Below are 18722 nucleotides of genomic sequence, written 5' to 3'. Positions count from 1 at the left end.
GCGATGAGCCCCGCGGCCTCGATCGAGGAGCGCCCGTCGCGCGCGCGCACGGCCCTGCTGCTCGTGGTGCTCGCCGTGCTCCTCGCCCTCGCCGGCCGCCGCTTCGGTCGAGGGATCTTGTACCGTTTCCGGCACGTCGAGCCGAAGATAGTGCCCCACGAGGGCGCGTCGGTGCTGCCCGTCGAGCGGCACTCGCACGCGCCGGGCGGCGTGCGTGAGACCGGCGGCTCCCTGCGGGTCGCGGGGCGTGACCGCACCTACGTACAGCTCACCCCCGTCGGAGCGAAGCGCGACGCGCCGCTCCCGCTCGTGCTCGTCCTCCACGGCGACGGCGGCTCGGCCGACGGCTTCCACAACGGCTTCTTCTTCGAGCGGGCGACGGGCGACGAGGCGATCGTGGTCTATCCCGACGGGCTCCGTGCCACCTGGGACCTCGACACGCGCGCGGGGGCGGCACCCGACGAAGGCAACCCCGACATCGCGTTCCTCGAGGCGCTCGTCGACAAGGTGGCCCTGAGCGCGCCGGTCGACAAGACCCGCGTCTTCGGCACGGGATACTCGAGCGGTGGGTTCCTCGTGAACCTCACCGCGTGCGAGCGCCCCGATCTGTTCCGCGCGATCGCGACGAACGCGGCCGGCGCGCCCTACCAGCGCGCCGAGTCGTGGCCCAACGGCTTCACGAAGTGCAAGGGCCAGCGCCCGATCCCGATGATGGCCCTGCACGGCACACACGACTTCGGCGTCAGCTTGGACAGCGGCGCCTTCTCTGCCCAGTACTGGGGCTACGTGAACGGGTGCGATCTGGGCGTGATGGAGACCACCGGGTATCCGGAGTGCCACGCGTACAAGTGCCCCAAGGAGCGCCCCACGCTGTTCTGCAAGGTCGACGGTCTTGGCCACTGGGTGTGGGACCGCGCGGCGGAGGCGACGTGGACGTTCTTCCTGCGCGCACCGCCCCGATGAGCGGCCCCGAAGATCCCACGCGGCGCCTCACGCTCGTGGCCATTCTTCTGTCCACGTTCCTCGCGGCGATGGAGGCGACGGTGGTGGCCACGGCCATGCCGAGCGTGGTCGCCGACCTGCACGGGCTTTCGCTCTACGGCTGGGTGGGTGCAGTCTACATGCTCTCATCGACCCTCACGATGCCGCTCTACGGCAAGCTCGCCGATCTGTACGGCCGCAAGCCGGTGCTCCTCTCCGCGCTCGGGATCTTCGTTCTCGGATCGGTCGCGAGCGGGCTCGCCCCCACCATGGCGACGCTCGTCGCGTTTCGCGCCGTCCAGGGCGTGGGCGCCGGCGGCATCCAGCCCATCGCGCTCACCATCGTGGGCGACCTCTACCGGCCGGAGGAGCGCGGGCGCGTGCAGGGCCTCTTCGGCGCGGTGTGGGCGGTCGCGGGCACGTCGGGTCCACTCCTCGGGGGGCTGCTCGTGCGGGCCCTGTCGTGGCGTTGGGTGTTCTTCGTCAACGTGCCCTTCGCCCTGCTCGCGGCGGCCCTGCTCTCACGCGTATTCCGTGAGCGCGTCACGCCGAAGAAGGTCGCGTTCGACTTGCTGGGCAGCGCGCTGCTGGCGTGCGCGGTGGTGCTCGTGCTCGCGGGCACGAGCCGAGTGATGCCGCTCGTCACGCTGCCGCTCGGCGCGGTGCTCGCGGGGCTCTTCTTCGCGGTCGAGCGGCGCGCCATCGATCCCGTGTTGCCGCCGAAGCTCCTCGGGCTCCCGGTCATCCGCGCGTCCAACGCCAGCAGCGCGGTGCTCGGCGCGCTCGTGAGCGGCACGGTGAGCTACCTGCCCCTCCACGAGCAAGCCGTGCTCGGCGCCTCGCCGACCCAGGCCGGGATGGCGCTCGCGCCGATGCTGGTGTCGTGGCCTCTCGCCTCGACCCTTGCGGGCAGGGCGCTCCCCAAAGTGGGGTATCGACCGCTCGTGCGCGCGGGCTCGCTCGTGAGCGCCGCGTCGTCGGCCCTCTTGCTTGCGGCGCTCCACGCGCGCGCGGGCCTCGCCGCGCTCGGGGCGTGCGTGGCGCTCCTCGGCGTCGGGCTCGGCGTCACGAGCGTGGCCGCCATGATCGCCGTGCAAGAGAGCGCCGCCTGGAGCGAGCGAGGTGTCGCGACGGCGAGCAACATGTTCTCCCGGACGATCGGCGGAGCCCTCGCGGTCGGCGGAATGGGCGCGATCATCGCGGGCGCCGTGGGCGCCCACGCCTCGCCCAAGCTGCTCAACCAGCTGCTCGGGCCGGAGCGCGGCAAGGACCTCGCGCCCGAAGTCATCGCCACGCTCGGCGACGATCTCGCGGCCGGCGCGGGCCAGGCGTTCGCCGTCCTGGTCGGCCTCGCGGTGGTGGGCGCGCTCGTTGGGCTCGCGTTCCCCCGAATGCCGCCGCCCACGCGCCCCGTCGAGGGCGGCGGGGCCGGCGAGGTCTAGACCGAGGCGGGCGTCGCCCGTGATAGGAACGCGGCATGTCTCTCGCGCCGAGTCCCCTGCTGCGTGCCTCCCTCGCCTTCGCGCTCGTGCTCGGCGCTTGCGCCCCTCCGGCCGCGGCTCCGGCCCCGACGACCGCGACGCCAGCGCACGCGGGGCACGGGGGCCACGGGGGCCACGGCGGTCACGCCGGTCACGGCGGCCACGCCGGCCAGGGCGCGAGCGCCCCCGAAGACGACGCGCTCGAGGCCGTGCGGCGCGCGCACGGAGGCGCCGGGCCGTGGGCCGTGTCGGGCTTCCGGATGGGCACTTACGCGCTCGCGAAGCTCGGTCTGCCGCGAGGCAGCTTCGATCTCGACGTCACGCACGAGAGCCCGAGCGAGGTGCAGTACAGCTGCGTCGCCGACGGCGCGGCGGCGGCCACGGGCGCGAGCCTCGGCAAGCTGAACCTGCGCGTCACCCCGGCGACACGCGAACAGGTAAAGACCATTTATCAAAAGAAGAGCACCGGCGAGCGCGTCGTGCTGCGCCCCACGGCCGCCTTCGCTTCGCGCTTCGCCAATGTCCCGCGGGAGCGGCTCGGCGAGGCCGGTCGCGCTGTGCTCGCGCTGCCCGACGCCGACGTGTTCGAAGAGGTCCGCTGAGGCCGCGCGGTCGCCGGCGCCCGGCGAAGGAGCCCGCTGTCAGGGCTTGAGGAACGCGGCCATCGCCACGCAACCTTCGCCCGTGAGCTTCACGACGATGGGCTGGTTCGGCTCGAGCGTGACCTGACGGCTGTCGCTCTCGAGCTCGTCGACCGCGCCAATCGTGGGCAGCTGGATGGCGATCGGGGAGGCCGCGCTGCGCTGGTGCGGGGAGCGGAGTGTGGTCGCCGCCGCCTTCCCGACGAGCACGTCGAGCGAGACGCCGTGGACGCCGTACGCGAGCACGTGCACCTCGGTGCCGCGCGCCGAGCCCGCCAGCTCGATCGAGCGCGCCGACGAGCCGAGCGCCATCACGCGCTTGGCGACCAGCGTGAAGCCGATGGGCTTGCCGTCGGCCAACATTCCCTTCATGCCCGCCTCGACCTCGCCGAGGAGCTTCTCGAGGGCCGCCTGGTGCGCGGGCTCGCAGGCGCCCTTCGCCGCCTCCCCCGCCACGAGGGCGTCGAGCGACGCGGCCTTGGTGGCCTTCGCGTCCTTCCCGTCCGCGTCCGCCTTGGCGGCCGGCGCCGCGGAGGCCGCGGGCTTCGGGGCTTCCGCAGGGGGTGGCGGCGCGCCACCGCACGCCGAGAGGACCGTGAGCGAACCGAGGGCGAGCGAGAACGAGACCGAGAGCGAGGACGAGCGCATGCCACGTCATCGCGCGTTTCGCGGCCAGGGACAAGCGGGGCGCGCGGCTAACGCGGGCAGCCCGCGCGGACCAGCGGGGCGAGCAGCTCCGCGGGCTCGGCGTGAGGGGGCGCTGCACCGAACGCGGGACGGGCGCGATCGAGCACGCGAAGGAACCGGGCCCAATCGCCGGCGCACGACGCGAACAGCCGCGCGAGCTCCGGCTCGCCGGCGCCGTAGGTCTCGTACTGGATGAGCGTGGCGTTGTTCACCCCGCCCTCGCGGCTGCGGTCGCGCAGGGCCGACAGGACGCGGGCCTTCTCCCGGAGCTTCACCGCGGGCGCCACCGGGCTCGCGTACACGGCCTCGAGGCGCTCGTAGGCGGCGCGCATCTCCGCGCCTCGCGCGGCGGCGCGCTGCTCGAGCGCGACATAGGCGCGCTTCTCCGGGGAGTCGTGGCCGAGGGCTTCGTCCAGATAAACGCCCGCCAGGCGATTGCCCACGAAGGACGCGAGGCTCTCGTTCAGCGCGCTCTGGCTCTTGATGAAATACGTCGCGTGCAGCGACTCGTGGAGGATGACGTCGGCGAGCTCCCCCAGGCCCGCCTCGCCCGGCACCAGCATCGTCGATAGGACCGGATCGTTGAACCACCCCAACGTTGAGTACGCCGAGGCGCCGCGGAGATCGACGTCCCAGCCCTCGCCTCGGAGCTCGGCCGCGAAGGTCTGCGCCTCGCCCTCGCGGAACCAACCGAGGTACGGGATGCTCCCCGTGACGGGGAAGCTCCACACCTTGGAGCGAAACGCCAGGGGATCGCAGGCGCTCACCACCCAGACGACAGCGGGGCGCTCGAGGTTCACGTAGTGGGTGTAGCTCGACGTCGCGCGGAGGCCGCGCCGCTCTCCAAAGGCCTTGATGGCGCCCACCCGCGCGAGGAGGGCGCGGGTGCGCGGAGCGAGGTGCCCGCCGCGCACGAGCTCGTCGATCGGGAGCTGGCGGTCGAGCAGCTCGGCCTGGCCGGCCGAGGCCTGCGTCACGTAGCGGAGCTGCGCGCACCCGCCGAGCCCGAGCGCGAGCGACGCCACGAGCGCGAGCGACGCGACGCGCGCGGTCCACTCGGCGGCGAGCGCGCGTGGCCCGGCGCCAAGCGCGCGGGGTCGGGGCGGCCCGCTCAGCGGCAGGGCTCGAGCGCCTTGCGGCCCTCGGTTTCGACGACCTTCTGCGCGGTCACCAGGGGCGCGTCGCCCACGAGGCGGTTGCTTGCATGATACATACGCTCGGTAAACGTGATGGTCGAGGCGCCCTGCGTGCCGGCCTCGCTCGACTCCGCGGGCACGAGGGTGCGCTTCGACGTGCGCTTCATGGTGAGCGGCACGTACCGGGCGCCGTTCACCACGACCTTGCCGCCGGTCTGCTTGGTGAGCCCGACGTACATCACGGCGGTCTTCCAGGTGGCGGTAGAGCTCGAGATGCCCTGGACCTGGTTCGAGACGAAGTTGCCAATCGAGTGCACGACGAAGGCCTCGTGCGCGTCGTTGCGCGAGACCATTCTCTCGTAGGGCTGCGGGACGTGGGGGTGGTTGCCGAACACGATCTTGGCGCCCGCGTCGACGAAGCTCTGCGCGAGCTCGCGCTGGGTGCGGCTCGCCGTGACCTCGTACTCGACCCCCCAGTGCGGCGTGATGATCACCGCGTCGTGGGTCTTCGAGAGCTTGCCTATCGTGTCGAGCACGAACGCTCGATCGCGACCGCAGTTGAGGACCTGCTTCTTGGGATCGGGGATGCCGTTCGTGGCGCCCGCCTCGGTGTTCGAGGCGAAGGAGCAGGCGAGCCACGCGAGCTTGAAGGTCGTGCCCCCCGCCCCGCGCGCCTCGGTGGTGGCGTGCCACTCCGTGGTCGCCACTTCGCCGCCGTCGCCCGTGCCCGTAAAGGGCATCGCGTAGCGCGACATGGCCGTGCGCGTCGCTCGGACGCCGTTGCCGCCCGCGTCGAGCGAGTGGTTGTTGGCGGTAGAGACCACGTCGACGCCCGCCCGCTGGAGCGCCGGAATGACCAGCGGGTTGTAGTTGAACTGGGGATAGCTCGTGTAGGCACGCGAGCCGTCGGCGGCGCCCTCGAAGTTGGCGTAGGTGACGTCGGCCTTCTTGAGGAGCGGCACGACCGGCGCCCAAAGAGACTCGTAGTCCTCGTTGCCGTCGCTGCCGTCGCGCGTGCGCGCCTGATCCTGGAGCGGTCCGTGCAAGAGCACGTCGCCCACGGCGGCGATCGTGACGCGATCGCCGGGGAGGCACGCCTCGTCGAAGGCGAGCGGCGCGGCGAGGAGCGGGGCCTGCGGATCGCGCAACGCCTCGGGGATCTCGGCGGTCTCGGCGGCCCCGTCGAGCTCGGGATCGGGCTCCACGGTCTTCTCGGCAGAGCACGAGAGCGCGAGGGCAGCCATGGCAAGGACGAGCAGCGGGCGCGCAGCGGCGTGGGGGTCTCTCACAGGAGGTCAGATGTACCGCGGCGAGGTGCGCCGGGCAACCGCGGGCTCAGGGCGCGGCGGGCCGGCTCTGGCTCGGGCAGCCACGGTTGCCGCGCGGTCCGGGTTCGATCGGGCAGTGGTCTTCGATGTCGGGGACGCCATCCTTGTCGTTGTCGGGGTCGGGGCACCCATCGGCGTCCAGCCACCCGTCGCGATCCTCGGGCTCGTTGGGGCACATGTCGTCGACGTCGGGGATGCCGTCCTGGTCGTTGTCGGGGTCCGGGCACCCGTCTTCGTCCTGGAAGCCGTCGCGATCCTCGGGCGCGTCGGGGCAGCGGTCTGCGGAGTCGGGAGTGCCGTCCTCGTCCGCGTCGCGGCCGCTCGCGCCGCGCGCCGGGACGAACGCCGTGCTGGGCGGCCCGCTCGACGCGAGCTCGAGCGGCGCGCCGACGGGCGCCGCGCGGGGGTCGGGCGCGGTGAGCGACGGGACCCGGGCGGGGGTCACCGCGCACGCGACGGCGAGGCTGAGGAGGCCCGCGACGAGCACGACGGGCGCGACGAGCGAGGAGCGCATGCGGCATGGTCCAGCTTGAACGCCCTCGTGTCGAGGGCGGCGGTGACGAAGAGCAAGCGCTCATAGGAGTGCTAGGGTGCGCGCCCATGATGCCGCGCGTCCGCCGCTCCGCCGCTCTCCTCACCCTCCTCGCCGCCGTCGGCTGCGGCGTCTCGGGCGAGCCCGCTCCCTCGCGCGCGGCCCGCGCGCCGGGGATCTCCCAGGGCGAGGTCGCCGCCGTCACCGCCGCCGTCGCGCACACCGACGCGCGGCTCGGCGCCCCCTCGTTCCTCTGGCTCACGCGCGCACCCGAAGCCGCTCCGTTCGCAGACGCGGCCGACGCCGCGCGCACCACTCTGCGCGCGCTCCAGCGGCCGCTGCACCTGTCGAGGGCTGCGTTGGGCGCGGTCACCGAGCCTGTGGTCCACGATCTTGGGCGGGGCGCGATCCTCGCGAAGGTGGCGCAGCGGGTTCGAGGTCGGGAGGTGTTCCGCGGCGAGGCGAGCCTCGTGCTCACGCGCGCGCTCGAGCCCGTCGCCCTCACGGGCAGCCTCGCGCCCTCGCTCGACGGGAGCGACGCGCCGTTCGTGGTCACTCCGGAGAAGGCCCTCGCCTTCGCGTACCGGGCGGCGACGGGCGCCGAGCTCCCGCAGGACGCGGCCAGCGCAGCCACGCTCGCGAGCTCCGCGGGAGAGGCAGACACGCGCGCGTTCGTGGGCCACCCGTTCTCCGGGCCGGTGAGGGTCAAGGAGGTTTACTATCCGAGCCGCGACGGCGTGGTGCCCGCGTACCGTGTGGAGCTCTTGCTCGTGTCCGGCCGCGCGCGCTCCGTGGTCGTATCCGCGATCGACGGGGCCGTGCTCTTCACGAACGACCTCGTGCGGAACGAGCAGCTCGAGATCCGCACCTGGGCGAGCGCCGAGACCCTGGTGCCGATGGACGGCCCGCAGGGCAACGCCTTCGTACCCCACCCCACGGGCCGCCCCGACGCGACCAAGCCCGGCGCCGTCGCTCCGCAGCTCGTGCGGCTCCAGAACTTCCCGTTCTCCAAGGGCGATCCGTGGCTGCCGAACGGCGCCACCGAGACGCGAGGGAACAACGTCGACGCGTACGCCGACCTCACCACCCCGAACGGCTTCACGACCGCGACCCGGGACGCGCGCGCGAACGCGTCCGGCGTGGGCGCCCTCGGCCCGGTGTTCGACTGGACGTATGACACGTCGGCGTCGCCCGGGGCGACCGCGGAGTCGATCAAGGGCTCGGTCAATCACCTCTTCTACGTCACGAACTTCCTGCACGACTGGTTCTACGACTCGGGCTTCGACGAGAAGTCGGGCAATCACCAGCAGGACAACTTCGGGCGCGGAGGCAAGGGCAGCGATCGCCTGCTCATCGAGGGACAGGACTACAGCGGTCGCAACAACGCGAACGCAGCGACCCCGGCGGACGGCGTGTCGCCCCGCATCCAGATGTACGTCTTCGCGGGGAAGACCACGTCGAGCCTCGACGTGGAGACGCCGGCGACCCTCGCGGGCTCGCGCACCGTGGGCTCGGCCGGCGCCTTCGGGAAGGACAAGTTCGTCACGCGCGGCGACGTGGCCCTCGCGGTCGACGGGGCCGGCGCCGATCCCAACGACGCCTGCGAGGCGCTCGGCAACACGGCGGCGGTGACTGGCAAGATCGTGCTCGTCCACCGCGGCACCTGCTCGTTCGTCGAGAAGGCCACGCGTGTGCAGGCGGCCGGCGGGATTGGCATTCTGGTCGCGAACGTGGCGTCGTCGGTCTCGCCGACCTCGGCGCCGTACATGGGGGGGCAAGCCTCCGACATCGACATCCCGGCGCTCTCCCTCGCGGTCGTCGACGGGCAGGCGCTCGAGGCGGCGATCCCCCAAGGAGTGGCGGTGACGATGCGCCGGGAGGGCACCTCGGACCTCGACGGCGGGCTCGACACGGCGATCGTGGCGCACGAGTGGGGCCACGTGCTCTCGAACCGCCTCGTCGGCAACGCCGACGGCCTGACCACGAACCAGGCGGGCGGCCTCGGCGAGGGCTGGGGTGACTTCACGGCGCAGCTCGTGATGGTGCGAGCCGACGACGTGACGACACCGCAGGGAGCCAATTGGAACGGGGTGTACCCCACCGGCACCCACGCGACGAGCGGGAGCGGCGACGACTCCTACTTCGGTATTCGTCGACAGCCGTATTCGTCGGACATGACGAAGAACGCGCTCACCTTCAAGCACATCTCCGATGGGGTACCGCTGCCGCGAAACGTGCCCACCTCGTTCGGCGAGGACGGCGGCAACAACTCGGAGGTGCACGCCACCGGTGAGGTGTGGGCCGTGATGCTGTGGGAGGCGTATTCGAACCTCCTGCGGGATCCGCGATACACGTTCCAGGCGGCCCAAGACCGGATGAAGCGCTACCTCGTCCAGAGCCTCAAGGCGACGCCGGTCGACCCCACGCTCCTCGAGGCGCGCGACGCGCTCATCGCGGTCGCGTACGCGAGCGACGAGGGCGATTTCCAGGCGTTCTGGCGCGCGTTCGCGAAACGCGGCGCGGGCGTCGGGGCGACCGGGCCCGACAAGTCGAGCGTTGACAACAAGGGCGCCAAGGAGAGCTTCCTCGTGGGCGGCGATCTGCAGATTGTCTCTGCGGTCCTCACCGACGACGTGGTCAGCTGCGACCGTGACGGCATCCTTGACGCGGACGAGACCGGCTCGATCGAGGTGACCCTCCGCAACTCGGGTGCGACCACGCTCGACAAGGTCGACGCGAAGGTGACCACCAAGAGCCCGGGTCTCGAGCTCGCCGACGGTGGCGCGCTCGCCTTCCCGGCGCTCAAGCCCTTCGCCGTCGCGAAGGCGCGCGTTCGCGTCGTGGCCCGCGGGAGTCGGCCGATCGAAAAGGTGGCGCTCGACGTAGCCCTCACCGATCCGGCTCTCGCCGTGCCGCGCACCATCACCACGACCGTGACCGGGGTGCGCGACGCCGACGAGGTCGAGGACTCCGCCACGACGGACGACGTGCAGACGTCGAACACCTCCTGGGTCGTCAGCGGGAAGGACACGACGGGCACGTCGGTGAAGTGGCGCCGCGTGAAGGAAGGCGCCAGCCAGTTCTGGTCGATTCCGAACGCGGGCGAGCCCTCGGACCACCTGCTCACCTCCGCGCCGTTCGCGGTGAAGGAGGACTCCTTCGGGCTCACCTTCCGGCACCGCTGGGCGTTCGAGTTCTCGACCGAGCGCAGGTCGGACTTCGACGGGGGCGTCGTGGAGATAAGCCTGAACGGCGGCGTCAAGTGGGAAGACATTTCGGCGTATGCGGTGATCAACTACAACGTGACGTTCGTCGACGACCCACGCGGCACGAACCCGCTCAAGGGTCGAAAGGGGTTCGGCCGCATCAGCGAGGGCTACCCGGCGTGGCGCGAGGAGGTGCTCAAGGTGCGCACCGGCGCCGTGGACGACGTGCGCGTCCGCTTCCGCGCCGGCGCGGACGACAACACCGCCGAGGCCGGGTGGGACATCGACGACATCGCGCTCACGGGCGTGGCCACCAAGCCGTTCTGGTCGTTCACGGCCCACCGCGACGCGTGCGACGCCGAGGGCCCGAAGGCCAACGCCGGCCCCGGCAAGACCGTGGGCGCGAAGGAGGCCGTGAAGCTCGAGGGCAGCGCCACGCACCCGAAGGGTCTGCCGCTGACCTACCGATGGGCGCAGATCGAGGGGCCCACCGTGGCGCTCTCGGGCGACACCACCCCCACCCTCGCGTTCACGGCGCCCGACACGCTCGGCGAGACGAAGCTCGCGTTCGCCCTGCGGGCCGACGACGGGGCGCTCCTCAGCAGCGCGTCGCGCGTCGACGTCACGGTGCGGGCCGAGCCGCCCGTCGCCGTGTCGCTCTCGGGCGGATGCAGCGCGGGTCCAGCGGGACAAGGTGGAGGGGGAGTCGCCGGTAGCCTCGCGCTCTCGCTGGCGCTCGCGCTCGTGCGGAGGCGGCGCGGCGCCGTGGTCTGAATGAAGGCCCGCGCACGGCGAGCCCGTCTCCGCGGGCCCGGCTGCTACCTCCCGCGCCGGTCCGCCCGCGAGCCGAAGGCACGAGCGGCACGAGCAGCTCCACGAGCGTGCAGGTGTGCACGGCACGAGCGGCACGAGCAACAGGGCACGAGCCGCTGAGCTCCCTCGTCCGCGCCGGTCGGCGGCCTCCCGTCGTGGCCGGTCGGTCGCCGCTCGCACCTCCCGGCCGGGCGAGCGCCAGGCTCCTGGGCCGCCCGAAGATGCGCCGCTCGCGCCGAAAGTCGACTAGGCTCCCGGGCCCCATGAAGAACGATCTGTTCCTTCGCGCGTGCCGCCTCGAGAAGACCGAGCGCACCCCGGTGTGGATGATGCGCCAGGCCGGCCGCTACATGGCCGAGTACCGCGCCCTCCGCGAGAAGCACAGCCTCCTCGAGATCTGCAAGAACGCCGAGCTCGCCACCGAGGTCACGCTCCAGCCTCTGCGCCTCGGGATGGACGCCGCCATCCTGTTCGCCGACATCCTCCTGCCGCTCGAGCCGATGGGCGCGCCGTTCGAGTTCGCCAAGGGCGAGGGGCCGGTCGTCCACTCGCCCGTGTCGTGCCGGGCCGACATCGAGCGCCTGCGGGTGATCGAGCCCGAGGACGGCCTCGGCTACGTGATGAGCTCGCTCCGCATGATCAAGAAGGAGATCTCCATCCCGCTGATCGGCTTCGCGGGCGCGCCGTTCACCCTCGCGAGCTACCTCATCGAGGGCGGCAAGAGCGCCCACTTCGCCAAGACCAAGGCGCTCATGTACTCCGAACCCGACACGTTCGCGCTGCTCATGAGCAAGCTCGCGGAGGTGGTGAGGCGGTACCTCCGCGCGCAGGTCGCGGCCGGGGCCGACGCCATCCAGCTCTTCGACTCGTGGGTCGGGCAGCTCTCGCGTGAAGACTACGAGGAGCACATTTTCCCACACGTGCGGCACATCCTGGCCGACGTGGAGACCCTGGGCGTGCCGGTCATCCACTTCGGCACGGGCACCCACGCGCTGCTCGACCTGCAGCGCAAGGCCGGCGGCACGGTGCTCGGCCTCGACTGGCGCACGCCGTTCGCCGAGGGCTGGGAGCGCATCGGCCACGATCGCGGCGTGCAGGGCAACCTCGACCCAACGGTGCTCTTCGCCCCACGCGAGGTCGCGGCGCGGCACGTGCGGCGCATCCTCGACGCCGCCGCGGGGCGGCCCGGGCACATCTTCAACCTGGGCCACGGCATCCTCCCCGGGACGCCGGTCGACAACGTCCAAGCGGTCGTCGAGCTCGTGCACGAGGTGAGCTCGCGCGCGGTGTAGCGCCGGGCCACACACCCGGCGCGCCACATGGTGACGCCCCGATCCCAACGCCAAACGCACACTTCCATAGCGAGAGCGAGCTCCACGTGAGAGGTCTCATCGTCATCGTCCACGGCACGGTCGACTCGGTTGCTGAGCTGCCCCAGTTCCTCACCAACATCCGCCGCGGGCACCCGCCGTCGCCGGAGCTGGTCGCCGAGGTCACGCGCCGGTACGAGGCCATCGGAGGCCGCTCGCCGCTCAACGACATCACCCGCGCGCTCACGGTCAAGCTGGGCGCGGCCCTCCGGCTGCCCGCGCGCGCGTGCGGGCGGCTCTTCGCCCCGACCCCAAGCGAGGCCATCCGCGGGCTTGCCGCCGACGTCAGCGCGCTGACCGAAATCGTGGTGCTCCCCCTCGCGCAGCACTCCGCGGCCATCTACCTCGACGCGGTACGAGAGGCGGCGCGGGCCGAGGTCGGGGAGACGGTCCGCGTGATCGGCCCGGGCAACTGGGGGCGCCACGAGGGGCTCTCCGACGCCTTCGCCGCACGGGTCGACGACGCGCTCCGCGGGCTGTCCGACGCCGAGCTCGCGGCGACCACGGTCATCTTCTCTGCGCACAGCCTCCCCGTCGCCGTGGGGCGCGCGGGCGATCCCTACGAAGCGGAGTTTCGCGCGTCCGCGAGCGACATCACCGCGAGGCTCTCTCGCGCGCCGGGGCGCGTGGCGGTCTGCTTCCAGAGCCAGGGCATGAGCGCCGGCCCGGGCGGGCGCCCCATCGAGTGGATGGGCCCCGACCTCAGGGCGGCGTTCGAGGCCGCGCGCGCCGCAGGTCACACGCGCGTGGTCGTGGCGCCCGTGGGGTTCTTGGCGGACCACGTGGAGATCCTCTACGATCTCGACATCGAAGCGCGCGCCTGGGCCTCCGAGCTCTCCCTCCAGTTCTCGCGAACCGCGTCGCTCAACGCCGACGATGCGCTCGTCGACGTGCTCGCCGACCTCGCCCGGCAGGTCATCGATGGGAGCGCGGGCGACGCCCCGCCGAGCCCGCAATGAGCCGCCGCACGCGGGTCGTCGTCATTGGGGGCGGGATCACCGGGCTCACGACCGCGTACGCCCTCGAGCACCTCGCGCCGGAGGCCGAGGTCGTCCTCGTCGAGGCCTCGCCGCGCCTCGGCGGCAACATCGTCACCGACGTGCACAACGGCTTCCTCATCGACTATGGCCCCGACTCGTGGGTGGCCGCGAAGCCCCACGCCACGGATCTGGCCAGGGAGCTCGGGCTCGGCGACGAGCTCATCGAGACCATCCCTGCGAACCGTAAGGTGTACATTGCACACAACGGGGCGCTCCACTCCATGCCCGAGGGCGTGCTGCTCGGCGTCCCCACGGAGGCGTACCCCATCGCGGTCTCCGAGCTGTTCACGTGGGACGCGAAGCTGCGCATGGGGCTCGAGCTCGTCGTGCCGCCGCGCGCGTGGCACGACGGCGAGGACGAGACCGTCGGCGCGTTCCTCGAGCGCCGGTTCGGCGAGCAGCTCACCGAGCGCCTCGCCGGTCCGCTGCTGGGCGGCATCTTCGCGGGGGACGCCTATCAAATTTCCGTGCGGGCCGCGTTCCCGCAGCTCGTGGCGGCCGAGAAGACTCACGGTTCGCTGATCCGCGCGATGCGCGCGCAGAAGGCGGCGCGGACCGCCAAGAGCCCCGAGCGCCCCGCGCCCCGCGACGAAGATCCCGAGCATGATCGACGACGCCCGCGCAGCTCGCGCGAGAAACGCGACGCGCGGGACGCGGCGCCGCCATCGCGACGGCCGGCGGGCCCATCGGCCTTCCTGTCGCTCAAACGCGGCATGGGCGATCTGGTGGTCAACCTCGCGCACCGCGTGAAGGGCGAGGTCCGGCTCGGGGCGCGCGTGGAGAGCGTCTCGGCCGCCCCCGTGGACCGAGGCGGCCCTGGGCGACGCTACCGGGTGGCCCTCCGCGACGAGGTCCTCGAGGCCGACCACGTGGTGTTCACGGGCCCGGCCCACGCGGCCCGCCGGGCGCTCGCGCCCCTCGACGACACGCTGCCCGCCCTGCTCGGCGAGTTCGACTACGCCTCGACCGCGACGGTCTTCCTGGCGTTCAAGCGCTCCGATGTCGACCACCCGCTCGACGCGTCAGGGTACATCGTCCCGCGCTCCGCGGGGCGCGCGGCGCTGGCGTGCACCTGGGTCGGCTCGAAGTGGGATCACCGCGTGCCCGGCGGGCAGGCTCTCGTGCGGCTCTTCTTCTCGGGCCAGCACGCGGGACGCGAGGTGACGGACGAGGCCCTCGCCGACCTCGCGCGGCGCGAGCTCGCGGCCTTCGTGCCGCTGCGCGGAATGGCCCAGTTCGCGCGGATCCACAGGTACGGGATGGCGAGCCCCCAGCCGCGCCTGGGACACTTGGCCCGCCTCGCGCGGGTCGAGCGCGCGCTCTCCGCACACCCTGGCGTGTACCTCGCGGGGAACGGGTACGACGGCATCGGCATCCCCGAGTGCATCCGACAGGCCCGGGAGGTCGCCCGCGCGATCGCAGACGCGTCCGCGGGGCGCGCAACGAGAGAGAGAGAGGCGCGCACGTGAGAAACGGTCTGCTCTATACGATTGCATCCTACAGCTACATGGCGCCGAGCTTCCTCGCCGAGGGCGAGCTCGACGAGGGACACGTCGAGCGCAAGATGTTCCCCGACGGCGAGCGCTATCTGCGGCTCCTCGACGACGCCTGGGGCCGGGACGTCGTGCTGCTTGGCGGCACCCCGACCGACCTCGACTGGCTCGAAGTCTATGACCTCGGCTGCGCGATCTCGCGGGCCGGAGCGCGCTCGCTCAGCATCGTGATGCCCTATTTCGGCTACGCGACGATGGAACGCGCCGTCCACCCCGGGGAGGTGGTGACCGCGAAGACCCGCGCCCGCCTCATCTCGTCGATCCCCGGCTGTGAGGGCGGCTCGCGGGTGTTCTTGTTCGACCTCCACACCGACGGCATCGAGTTCTACTTCGAGGACCGGCACGTCACGCACCACCTCTACGGAGCGCCCCTCATCACCGAGCTCGTCAAGCGCACCATGGGCGACACGCCGTATGTCCTCGGCGCCACCGACGCTGGGCGCGCGAAGTGGGTGCAGAGCCTGGCGCGAACCCTCGGCGTGGAGCCTGCGTTCGTCTACAAGAAGCGAGACTCGTCGAGCGGAGCGCTCTCGGTGACGGGCATCAACGCCGACGTGGTGGACAAGGACGTCGTGGTCTACGACGACATGATCCGCACGGGGTCGTCGCTCGTCCAGGCCGGCCGCGCGTACCTCGCCGCCGGCGCCTCCCGCGTGCACGCGATCGCGAGCCACCTCGTGCTGCCGGGCGACTCCCTGGAGAAGATCCGCGCCTCGGGCGTCTTCGCGACGGTGTGCGGTACCGACTCGCACCCGGGCAGCCAGCAGCTCGGCGCGGAGCGCGTCACCGCCGTCGCCCCGCTTTTCGCGAAGGCGCTGCTGCGCTCGCGCTGAGAAGAACGCGCTGGCGAGGCGCGGGCGTTCCCCCTAGCCTCTCTGCATGTCCCTCGAGCCCCCGAATGGTCCGCCCATGTCGCCCGCGGCCGGGTACGGCGCGCCGCCGCCAGCGGGCGGCTACGGCCTCGGCGCGAACCCCTACGCCCCGCCCCAGGCGTCGTTCGACGAGGCGCTCCCGATGGAGTGCCCTCAGGCCAACACGGCGCTCAAGTACGCCATCGTGGGCCTCTTCTGCTTCGGCGTCATTCTTGGCCCGCTCGCCATCAAGAACGCGCTCGACGCGAAGAAGCTCATCGCCCTGCGCCCGGGGATGACCGGCGACGGCAAGGCCACGGCCGCGCTCGTGATCGGCATCATCGATGTTCTGCTCTTCGTCGTCGGCATGTTCGCCCGCCTCGCGGGGTAGCGATCGACGCGACCCTCTTCACTTGCGGCGCGGGCGCGCGTGGCCGTGGGTGTGCGCGTGAGCGTGGCCGTCGGGTGCGTGCACGTGGGTGTGGCCGTCGTGCTCATGCACCGGGCCGGGCTCGTCGGAGGCTTGGACGCGCGCGCGGTCGGTGACGAGCTCGAGCCCCCCGTGCTTCACGCCGCGCGTCGCTAGCATTCTCTGCGCCGCGTCGCGCAGCACGTCGGTGTCCCCCCGCATGACGATCACCTCGAGGCAGTGATCGTGATCGAGGTGGACGTGCATGGTGGAGCGGATCGCGTCGCCGAGGCCGTGCTGCACCGCGGTGAGCCGCTCCGTGAGGTCGCGGACGTGGTGGTCGTACACGAGCGTGAGAGCGCCCACCGCGGGCTCGCCGGAGCGGACGCGCTGCTTCGACACCTCGGCGCGGACCAGGTCCCGGAGCAGCTCCGAGCGCGTGGTCCCGCGCGCGGCGACGATCTCGTCGAGCTCGCTCAGCAGGGAGCTCTCCATGGCGAGGCCGAAGCGCACGAGCACGTCCTTCATACGCCGAGCCTAGCAGCCGACGGCGTTCGCGGGGACAGCGCGGGGACACGGTGGTAAGGGGGAGGCGTGAAGTTCGTAGATTCATGCGAAGTGAAGGCCCGAGCCGGCGACGGCGGGAATGGCGCGGTGGCCTTCCGCCGCGAGAAGTACGTACCGTTCGGTGGTCCGTCTGGAGGGGACGGCGGGCGCGGCGGCGACGTCGTTTTCCGCACGGATCCTGGTCTCTCCACGCTCCTCGACCTCACGTACGCCCACACGCTCCGAGCCGACGACGGAGAGAACGGGCTGGGCGCCGACTGCTACGGGCGCGGCGCGCAGGACCTCATTTGCCGCGTCCCCGTCGGCACGCAGGTGTTCGACGCCGAATCGAACGATCTCCTCCACGACCTGACCGTCGGCGGGCAGGACACAGTCGTCGCAAAGGGCGGGCGCGGAGGCCGCGGGAACATCCACTTTGCGACGCCGCTCGATCGTGCGCCGCGGCGCGCAGAGCCCGGTGAGCCCGGCGCCGAGCGGCGCCTGCGGCTCGAGCTCAAGGTCATGGCCGACGTGGGGCTCCTCGGCTTCCCGAACGTGGGGAAGTCGACCTTCGTGAGCGCGTGCTCACGGGCCCGCGCGAAGGTCGCCGACTACCCCTTCACCACGCTCGTCCCGCAGCTCGGCGTGGTGCGCGTCGACGACGCGTCGTTCGTGGTGGCCGACATCCCAGGCCTCATCCCGGGCGCCTCCACGGGCGCGGGGCTCGGCCTACGTTTCCTCAAGCACGTCGAGCGCACGCGGGCCCTGCTCCACCTCGTGTCGCTCGATCCCGGCGAGGGGCGCGATCCCGTCGACGACTACGACGCGCTACGCAAGGAGCTCCGCCTCTTCGACCCCGCGCTCGCGAAGCGCCCCACGCTGGTGGCGCTCTCCAAGATGGATGTGACGGAGGTGCGCGAGGCCTACCCGGCGCTGAAGGCGCGTTTCGCGAAGAAGAAGCTCAAGCTCCACGCCCTCTCCGCGGCGACCGGTGAAGGAATGCGCGAGATGGAGCGCCTGCTCTACGAGCTCGTGGCCAAGGGGCGCGCCGCCGACGCCGCCGAGGTCGAGGCGCGCGCAGCCGAGGCCCCGCCGCCGAAGCGCCGCGCCAAGCGCAACCCATGACCGACGGCGCCGAGGAGGGCACGCTCGAGCCGACGCCCGAGCGGCTCCGGCGCGCCCGACGCGACGGCGACTTTGGCGCCTCCGGCGCGGGCGGCGCCCTGGCGCTGCTCGCGCTCGTCCTCGCGAGCCCCACCGCCGCCGAGGCGCTGCTCGCCAGGAGCGGCGCGTCGGTGAAGGAGGCCATCGGGCACGCGGGGGAAGCCGACGTGGCGATCGCGTTCGCGCCCCGCGCGCTCGCGCTCGACCTGCTCATGCTGGCTGGGCCGCTCCTCGCGCTCGTAGGCGCGGTCGCCCTCGCGGCCACCCTGATGGAGACGCGCTTCGGATTCGCACCGAAGCGACTGTGGAGCGGCGCCACGGGGCGTGGCGGGAGCGCCAGCGACGCTGCGCGGGGCGCCCTCTACGCGGCGCTCGGCCTCTCCCTGGTCGGCGCGGCGCTCGTCCAGCTCACCCCCTCGGCTCTCCGCGTGGCGGGCCGCTCGCCCTCGGCGACGCTGCGCGCCTCGGCCACCTTGGGCCGGCGCGCGCTCCACGTCGGCGCCGCGCTGTCGCTCGCCTTGGGCGCGGCCGACGTGGCAGCGGCCACCCTCGCCCGACGCGGGCGGCTCCGCATGACCCCGCGCGCGATCGACGACGAGCGGCGGGCCTCCGAGGGCGATTCCCAGGCGCGCGCGGCCCGCAAGCGCGCGAGCGACGTCGGTCGACTGGAGGTCTCGCCGAGCTCGCTCCGCGCCGACCACGTGGCCTGCGTGGAGGGCGACGGGCTCGCCGTGCTCCTCGCGTGGCGCCCTGCGACCGGCGACGCGCCGCGTCTCACGAGCATTCGACGCGGCGTCGGCGCGCTCGCGCTCGCGCGTGACTCGGCGGCCGCGGACATCCCGGTCCACTACGACGCGGCCCTGGCCGCGTCGCTCGCGCGTGGTCGCGAGGTGGGAGACCCGATCGCCGAACACGACTACGAGGCGGTCGCGGATCTGCTGCGACCGGGAGACAGCTGAGGCGGGTTTCTGGATCGGCGACACG

16 protein-coding genes are annotated in these 18722 nt (G+C 72.4%); 11 read left to right on the top strand and 5 right to left on the bottom strand.

Translation table 11 applies throughout. The annotated features are described in order from the left end of the window. The first annotated feature begins 3 nt into the window (after positions 1-3). From IPQ09_11160 to IPQ09_11150, 3 genes are all read left to right on the top strand, one after another. Positions 4-963 (top strand): prolyl oligopeptidase family serine peptidase, encoded by a 960-nt coding sequence (locus IPQ09_11160; GenBank protein ID MBL0194761.1) that lies wholly within the window; start codon positions 4-6, stop codon positions 961-963. Next, a complete protein-coding gene (locus IPQ09_11155) occupies positions 930-2423 on the top strand; it encodes an MFS transporter (GenBank protein MBL0194760.1) in 1494 nt (497 codons plus the stop codon). The genes IPQ09_11160 and IPQ09_11155 overlap by 34 nt, the downstream gene beginning before the upstream one ends. 299 nt (positions 2424-2722) lie before the next feature. Further along, positions 2723-3064: a hypothetical protein gene (locus IPQ09_11150; protein ID MBL0194759.1), complete on the top strand. Its 342-nt coding sequence runs from the start codon at positions 2723-2725 to the stop codon at positions 3062-3064. A gap of 39 nt (positions 3065-3103) precedes the next feature. On the opposite strand, the gene IPQ09_11145 is transcribed toward IPQ09_11150, so the two are convergent. From IPQ09_11145 to IPQ09_11130, 4 genes are all read right to left on the bottom strand, one after another. Beyond that, on the bottom strand, positions 3104-3751 hold the full coding sequence (locus tag IPQ09_11145; protein MBL0194758.1) for a hypothetical protein: 648 nt from the start codon (positions 3749-3751) through the stop codon (positions 3104-3106). A 47-nt stretch (positions 3752-3798) separates the two neighbouring features. Beyond that, positions 3799-4815 (bottom strand): aminopeptidase, encoded by a 1017-nt coding sequence (locus tag IPQ09_11140; GenBank protein ID MBL0194757.1) that lies wholly within the window; start codon positions 4813-4815, stop codon positions 3799-3801. Between the two features lie 86 nt (positions 4816-4901). Continuing rightward, complete coding sequence (locus IPQ09_11135) at positions 4902-6170, bottom strand: CapA family protein (protein MBL0194756.1); 1269 nt, start codon at positions 6168-6170, stop codon at positions 4902-4904. Between the two features lie 91 nt (positions 6171-6261). After that, positions 6262-6768: a thrombospondin type 3 repeat-containing protein gene (locus tag IPQ09_11130; GenBank protein ID MBL0194755.1), complete on the bottom strand. Its 507-nt coding sequence runs from the start codon at positions 6766-6768 to the stop codon at positions 6262-6264. An 86-nt stretch (positions 6769-6854) separates the two neighbouring features. Between IPQ09_11130 and IPQ09_11125 the strand changes: the two genes are divergently transcribed. From IPQ09_11125 to IPQ09_11100, 6 genes are all read left to right on the top strand, one after another. Continuing rightward, positions 6855-10766 (top strand): M36 family metallopeptidase, encoded by a 3912-nt coding sequence (locus IPQ09_11125; protein MBL0194754.1) that lies wholly within the window; start codon positions 6855-6857, stop codon positions 10764-10766. Between the two features lie 302 nt (positions 10767-11068). Continuing rightward, positions 11069-12097: a uroporphyrinogen decarboxylase gene (gene hemE / locus IPQ09_11120; GenBank protein MBL0194753.1), complete on the top strand. Its 1029-nt coding sequence runs from the start codon at positions 11069-11071 to the stop codon at positions 12095-12097. An 86-nt stretch (positions 12098-12183) separates the two neighbouring features. Beyond that, the gene (gene hemH / locus IPQ09_11115) at positions 12184-13134 is read left to right on the top strand and encodes a ferrochelatase (GenBank protein MBL0194752.1); all 951 of its coding nucleotides are present in this window, start codon (positions 12184-12186) and stop codon (positions 13132-13134) included. Continuing rightward, complete coding sequence (gene hemG, locus IPQ09_11110; GenBank protein MBL0194751.1) at positions 13131-14684, top strand: protoporphyrinogen oxidase; 1554 nt, start codon at positions 13131-13133, stop codon at positions 14682-14684. The genes hemH and hemG overlap by 4 nt, the downstream gene beginning before the upstream one ends. Before the next feature lie 38 nt (positions 14685-14722). Next, positions 14723-15601 (top strand): ribose-phosphate diphosphokinase, encoded by an 879-nt coding sequence (gene prs, locus IPQ09_11105; protein MBL0194750.1) that lies wholly within the window; start codon positions 14723-14725, stop codon positions 15599-15601. A gap of 46 nt (positions 15602-15647) precedes the next feature. Next, on the top strand, positions 15648-16010 hold the full coding sequence (locus IPQ09_11100) for a hypothetical protein (GenBank protein ID MBL0194749.1): 363 nt from the start codon (positions 15648-15650) through the stop codon (positions 16008-16010). 18 nt (positions 16011-16028) lie between these two features. On the opposite strand, the gene nikR is transcribed toward IPQ09_11100, so the two are convergent. Further along, positions 16029-16556 (bottom strand): nickel-responsive transcriptional regulator NikR, encoded by a 528-nt coding sequence (nikR, locus tag IPQ09_11095; protein ID MBL0194748.1) that lies wholly within the window; start codon positions 16554-16556, stop codon positions 16029-16031. A 66-nt stretch (positions 16557-16622) separates the two neighbouring features. Between nikR and obgE the strand changes: the two genes are divergently transcribed. After that, positions 16623-17699 (top strand): GTPase ObgE, encoded by a 1077-nt coding sequence (obgE, locus tag IPQ09_11090; GenBank protein MBL0194747.1) that lies wholly within the window; start codon positions 16623-16625, stop codon positions 17697-17699. Then, positions 17696-18697 (top strand): EscU/YscU/HrcU family type III secretion system export apparatus switch protein, encoded by a 1002-nt coding sequence (locus tag IPQ09_11085; GenBank protein ID MBL0194746.1) that lies wholly within the window; start codon positions 17696-17698, stop codon positions 18695-18697. Before obgE ends, IPQ09_11085 begins: the two co-directional genes overlap by 4 nt. Positions 18698-18722: the final 25 nt, after the last annotated feature.

It is taken from the genome of Myxococcales bacterium, from assembly GCA_016720545.1.
Taxonomy (GTDB): Bacteria; Myxococcota_A; Polyangia; order Polyangiales; family Polyangiaceae; genus JAAFHV01.
Note: the sequence above shows the minus strand (reverse complement) of the source record. Positions and strands in the feature narration are given on the sequence as shown.

What these genes read in the sequence shown, in the direction of transcription:
- IPQ09_11160 (MBL0194761.1), top strand. Translation starts at nt 4, where the DNA reads ATGAGCCCCGCGGCCTCGATCGAGGAGCGCCCGTCGCGCGCGCGCACG.
- prs (MBL0194750.1), top strand. Translation starts at nt 14,723, where the DNA reads ATGGCGCCGAGCTTCCTCGCCGAGGGCGAGCTCGACGAGGGACACGTC.
- IPQ09_11130 (MBL0194755.1), bottom strand. Translation starts at nt 6,768, where the DNA reads ATGCGCTCCTCGCTCGTCGCGCCCGTCGTGCTCGTCGCGGGCCTCCTC.
- IPQ09_11100 (MBL0194749.1), top strand. Translation starts at nt 15,648, where the DNA reads ATGTCCCTCGAGCCCCCGAATGGTCCGCCCATGTCGCCCGCGGCCGGG.
- IPQ09_11085 (MBL0194746.1), top strand. Translation starts at nt 17,696, where the DNA reads ATGACCGACGGCGCCGAGGAGGGCACGCTCGAGCCGACGCCCGAGCGG.
- hemG (MBL0194751.1), top strand. Translation starts at nt 13,131, where the DNA reads ATGAGCCGCCGCACGCGGGTCGTCGTCATTGGGGGCGGGATCACCGGG.
- IPQ09_11125 (MBL0194754.1), top strand. Translation starts at nt 6,855, where the DNA reads ATGATGCCGCGCGTCCGCCGCTCCGCCGCTCTCCTCACCCTCCTCGCC.
- hemE (MBL0194753.1), top strand. Translation starts at nt 11,069, where the DNA reads ATGAAGAACGATCTGTTCCTTCGCGCGTGCCGCCTCGAGAAGACCGAG.
- IPQ09_11135 (MBL0194756.1), bottom strand. Translation starts at nt 6,170, where the DNA reads ATGGCTGCCCTCGCGCTCTCGTGCTCTGCCGAGAAGACCGTGGAGCCC.
- IPQ09_11150 (MBL0194759.1), top strand. Translation starts at nt 2,723, where the DNA reads ATGGGCACTTACGCGCTCGCGAAGCTCGGTCTGCCGCGAGGCAGCTTC.
- nikR (MBL0194748.1), bottom strand. Translation starts at nt 16,556, where the DNA reads ATGAAGGACGTGCTCGTGCGCTTCGGCCTCGCCATGGAGAGCTCCCTG.
- IPQ09_11145 (MBL0194758.1), bottom strand. Translation starts at nt 3,751, where the DNA reads ATGCGCTCGTCCTCGCTCTCGGTCTCGTTCTCGCTCGCCCTCGGTTCG.